Annotated in this window: 6 protein-coding genes and 1 pseudogene; all 7 read right to left on the bottom strand. The window is 63.6% G+C overall.

Going from position 1 to position 3,379, the window contains the following annotated elements; translation table 11 throughout:
• Positions 1 to 433: cation transporter (locus KAY22_RS26520; RefSeq protein ID WP_296626069.1), on the bottom strand; the 433-nt coding region annotated here is incomplete at its 3' end.
• Positions 430 to 1,116: a transporter gene (locus tag KAY22_RS26515; RefSeq protein WP_018251225.1), complete on the bottom strand. Its 687-nt coding sequence runs from the start codon at positions 1,114 to 1,116 to the stop codon at positions 430 to 432. The genes KAY22_RS26520 and KAY22_RS26515, both read right to left, overlap by 4 nt.
• A gap of 3 nt (positions 1,117 to 1,119) precedes the next feature.
• The gene (locus KAY22_RS26510; RefSeq protein ID WP_037477072.1) at positions 1,120 to 1,512 is read right to left on the bottom strand and encodes a hypothetical protein; all 393 of its coding nucleotides are present in this window, start codon (positions 1,510 to 1,512) and stop codon (positions 1,120 to 1,122) included.
• Positions 1,509 to 2,396, bottom strand: a complete 888-nt coding sequence (locus tag KAY22_RS26505) for a bestrophin family ion channel (protein WP_019368194.1) — start codon at positions 2,394 to 2,396, stop codon at positions 1,509 to 1,511. The genes KAY22_RS26510 and KAY22_RS26505 overlap by 4 nt, the downstream gene beginning before the upstream one ends.
• 31 nt (positions 2,397 to 2,427) lie before the next feature.
• Positions 2,428 to 2,769 (bottom strand): flagellar hook-basal body complex protein FliE, encoded by a 342-nt coding sequence (gene fliE / locus KAY22_RS26500; protein ID WP_026189139.1) that lies wholly within the window; start codon positions 2,767 to 2,769, stop codon positions 2,428 to 2,430.
• A gap of 45 nt (positions 2,770 to 2,814) precedes the next feature.
• Positions 2,815 to 3,189 carry a hypothetical protein gene (locus KAY22_RS26495; RefSeq protein WP_026189138.1) on the bottom strand — a complete coding sequence of 125 codons (375 nt, stop codon included), beginning with the start codon at positions 3,187 to 3,189 and terminating at the stop codon, positions 2,815 to 2,817.
• Positions 3,186 to 3,379, bottom strand: a pseudogene (locus tag KAY22_RS26490) (SRPBCC domain-containing protein); the annotation flags it as partial. The pseudogene KAY22_RS26490 and the gene KAY22_RS26495, both read right to left, overlap by 4 nt.

The raw sequence follows: 3,379 nt of genomic DNA, 5'->3' as shown, positions 1-3,379 counted from the left end.
CGTTGAAGCTGAAGGTGGTTGCGGCCCGGAGATTGACGTCCGGATCCTTGAGGCGCTGGAGCAGCCGCAGGCAGAGGTAATTCACGACGCCGGCGATCGCGGACATGACCATCATGGTAGGTCCGATCGGCTCGCTCCCCTGCACATAGCGTCGCCCGACATCGATCAGGATGCCGCCCGCAAAGATCAGCAGCATTACCCCCGATGCGATCGCGGCGCGCGTCTTCCACGTCTTACCGTGGGTCAGCGCGACGAGGCTGAGAGCGTAAACGGCGGTGTCGGACAGATTGTCGACGCCGTTGGCGATGAGCGCACTTGAATCGGCGAACGCGCCGGATACGAAAAAGCCCGCTGCGATTGCTGCGTTCAGCAGCAGCACGATCCAGAGCGTGCGACGCTCCTGCGTGCCCGCGTTGTCGTTGCTCGCATTCATCCCATGATCTCCTCGAGCGTCAGGAGGGCGAGGAACCCTACGAAGAACATCGAGCTGATGAGCGGGGTGTCAGGCTTCTCGTGCGCCTCAACCAGCAGCTCTTCCGTGACGAGGTAGAGCAGCGCCATCAGCCCAAAGCTCAGGAAGCCAGCGACCATTACCGGCGAGAGCGTGGCGACAGGAACGGCAGCGAGCGCGCCGATCGGCAGCAGCAGCGCCAAGGCCGAGACGATCACGATGATGCGCAGGCGCGAGCGATAGGTTTCCGCCAGCTCGTTGGTCAGTGTCAGACCCAGGAAGAGCACTTCGAGTGTCAGCGCGATCGTCAGCAGAAATCCCGCCTTCTCGCCCGCGACGAACGCAAGGCCGAGCACCAGGCCATCGACCAGGATGTCGATGCCGATCGCGGCGAGCAGCGCCATCGGCCCCTTGAAGCGGGCCTCGAAAGCCTTGAGACCCAGCATCGTTACGACGCCCGCCGCCCCGCCGATCAACGTCGCGCTGGGCGAAGCCTCATGCTTGACCTGCGGCAGGATTTCAGTCGCTGCCGCCGCGAACACGACGCCGGCAGCAAGATGCTGTAGCCCCGCCACGAGGCCAGGATTTAACTTTGTGCGGCTCGCGATGATCGCGCCGAGCACGACCGCCAACACAGGCGCAAGCGTGTAGAGCAATGCCTGCATATCCTATGATTCCTCCGGTGTTCGATGACAGACGCGGATCTTCCCGCGCTGCGTGAAGGCGATCGACCCGCCCGCCACGACTGCCCGCGACTGGTCGCCGCGAAATTCTTCGCCGGTCCGTTGCGCGTGCAGGATCTCGGTTCTGCCCTTGGGCAGCCAGGTGACACCCATCTTCAGGCCGTCGTCGATGAAGTCGACATCGGCGCGCGATCCATCGTCGCAATACATGATGCGCTGCGCGATCAATCGAGGCGTCAGATGCTTTTCATGCGCCGGCTCGGCCGGTTGGCTTGGAGCGGGGTTGCACGCCCCTACGACCATACCCGCGAACAGAACGGCGCCGATGCGCGCGGCTGTCAGGCCAGGCAGGTGCCGCAAGGCGCGCACCGCCCTCACCACAGCACGCCGTGATCGGGCGTCAGCGGCTCAGGGGCCGGTAGTCCCGCCGTCTGAAGAAGGTCGATCTCGATCGTGCGGCACATGGCCGTGAGCGGGACATCGTGGACGCTATTGGCGAACGGATCGGTCAGATCCTCGCCGATGCTCAGCACCGCGAGGAAGACGAGTCCGATCAGCGTCGATCCGATCGGCGTGGCAAGGCCCAGGGATTCGACCAGCGCGATCGGAAGCAGCACGCAGAACACGCGCGTGAAGAGGTTCGGGAAAAACCGAAAGCCATTGGGCAGCGGCGTGTTCTTGATCCGCTCCATGCCACCCTGCGCATTGGCGATGTCGATCAGGACGCGCTCTACAGTTGCCTGCTGGATCTCGGTGATCCGACCTTCCGCGAGCGCGTCGGCGTAATTGCCCGATATGTCCTCCAAGAGCGCGTTGGCAGGGTTCAGGCGAGCGACCGCCATATCGGCGACGTCCGTTCCGGCGATCCGGGCAATGTCTTCATAGGGCGACTGTCGGCGAAGCTGGCAGCGCATCGAGTGCGCGAAGGCGATCTGCCGCAGGATGATGTTGTGCCGCGTCTCACTGCCCTCGGGTTCCCCCTTGGTCAGGCTGCGTGTGATCCTGGCCAGGCTGCGCGACGCATTGATGAGCGCGCCCCAAAGGGTTCGCGCTTCCCACCAGCGCGCATAAGCTGCGTTGGTCCGAAACCCCATGAAGAGCGCGATGGCAGTGCCGAACAGCGCCGTCGGCAAAGGCGGTTCCTTGATCGGGGTCATCATGTGGAATGCCGTCACCGCCACGTCCCACACGAACAGGATCGTGAGAGGCTTCCAAACCTCGATAATGATCTGCCTAAAACGTGGCCTCGCGCCGACTATCATATCAATTACGCCCTAAATCTCTTAGCAATCGTCATCCGATCGGCATGTTCATGATGTCCCGATAAGCGGACAGCAGCTTGTTCCGGACTTGCAGGGTCGCCTCGAAAGTAATGGATGCGCGGCTCTGGATGAGCGCGACGGTTGCAATGTCGGTGGTTTCGCCACGCTCATATGCTTCGGTGACGACATCCTCCTGCTCCTGGGTCTCGTTGACCTTCGCGACCACGGCATTGAGGGTGTCGGCAAAGTTCGACGCCGGAGCGGTCGGCGTCACGCCGGGCGGTGCCGTCGGCTGCGCCGCACGCAAAGCGCGGCTTCGCGCGATCACTTCGGCCCGAATGGCCATCACATTCGAGATCGACGTGTCAGACATCGTTTCTCTCCCGTTCCAGTGCGACGTGTCGGAAGACAGGACGGTTCATCGGGTGCCCTCCCGTTCGCAGATTCGGGTGCGGCCCTCGCCATCCACGACGGTGAGCTGCGACCCCTTGAAGGTCGCGGTGGCTGTCTCGCCGACATATTGGAGGCCCTGCGCTGGCGCGGTCAGCGTCATGGGCACGGCGCTGCTGGAGCGCCGCAAATCGATCTGCAGGCCGTTGTCCTTGTAGTCGACGAACAGCGGTTCCCCGTCGGAACAGCGATAGGGATGGCGCCCCATTTCCCCGGTCGCCACGGCGCTGTCGGACGAATGGATTTGCTGCTCCGTTGGCGGGGCTGGCGGCTTGCTTTCCGTGCAAGCCGCCAGGCCGACAACGAGGATGAGGGCGGGCAGTACCCGCTTCAACGGCATCATCGCGCCTTCCTCCTGTAGCGGGAGGGGACGCGCTGACGATTGATCCCACGGGCAGGCTGACCCACCCGCCAGCGCAGATAGGTTGCGAGGCGATCATCAGCCTCGATCATCAGGGACCGCAGACGACGCAACATCATCGCCGCGAACGGCAGAGACAGCGCCCCGCCCAGCGTGCAGCTATGTGTTAGCC

Origin of the sequence: Rhizorhabdus sp. (assembly GCF_018006725.1) — a bacterium.
Taxonomy (GTDB): domain Bacteria; phylum Pseudomonadota; class Alphaproteobacteria; order Sphingomonadales; family Sphingomonadaceae; genus Rhizorhabdus.
Note: the sequence above shows the minus strand (reverse complement) of the source record. Positions and strands in the feature narration are given on the sequence as shown.

What these genes read in the sequence shown, in the direction of transcription:
- fliE (WP_026189139.1), bottom strand. Translation starts at nt 2,769, where the DNA reads ATGTCTGACACGTCGATCTCGAATGTGATGGCCATTCGGGCCGAAGTG.
- KAY22_RS26495 (WP_026189138.1), bottom strand. Translation starts at nt 3,189, where the DNA reads ATGATGCCGTTGAAGCGGGTACTGCCCGCCCTCATCCTCGTTGTCGGC.
- KAY22_RS26515 (WP_018251225.1), bottom strand. Translation starts at nt 1,116, where the DNA reads ATGCAGGCATTGCTCTACACGCTTGCGCCTGTGTTGGCGGTCGTGCTC.
- KAY22_RS26505 (WP_019368194.1), bottom strand. Translation starts at nt 2,396, where the DNA reads ATGATAGTCGGCGCGAGGCCACGTTTTAGGCAGATCATTATCGAGGTT.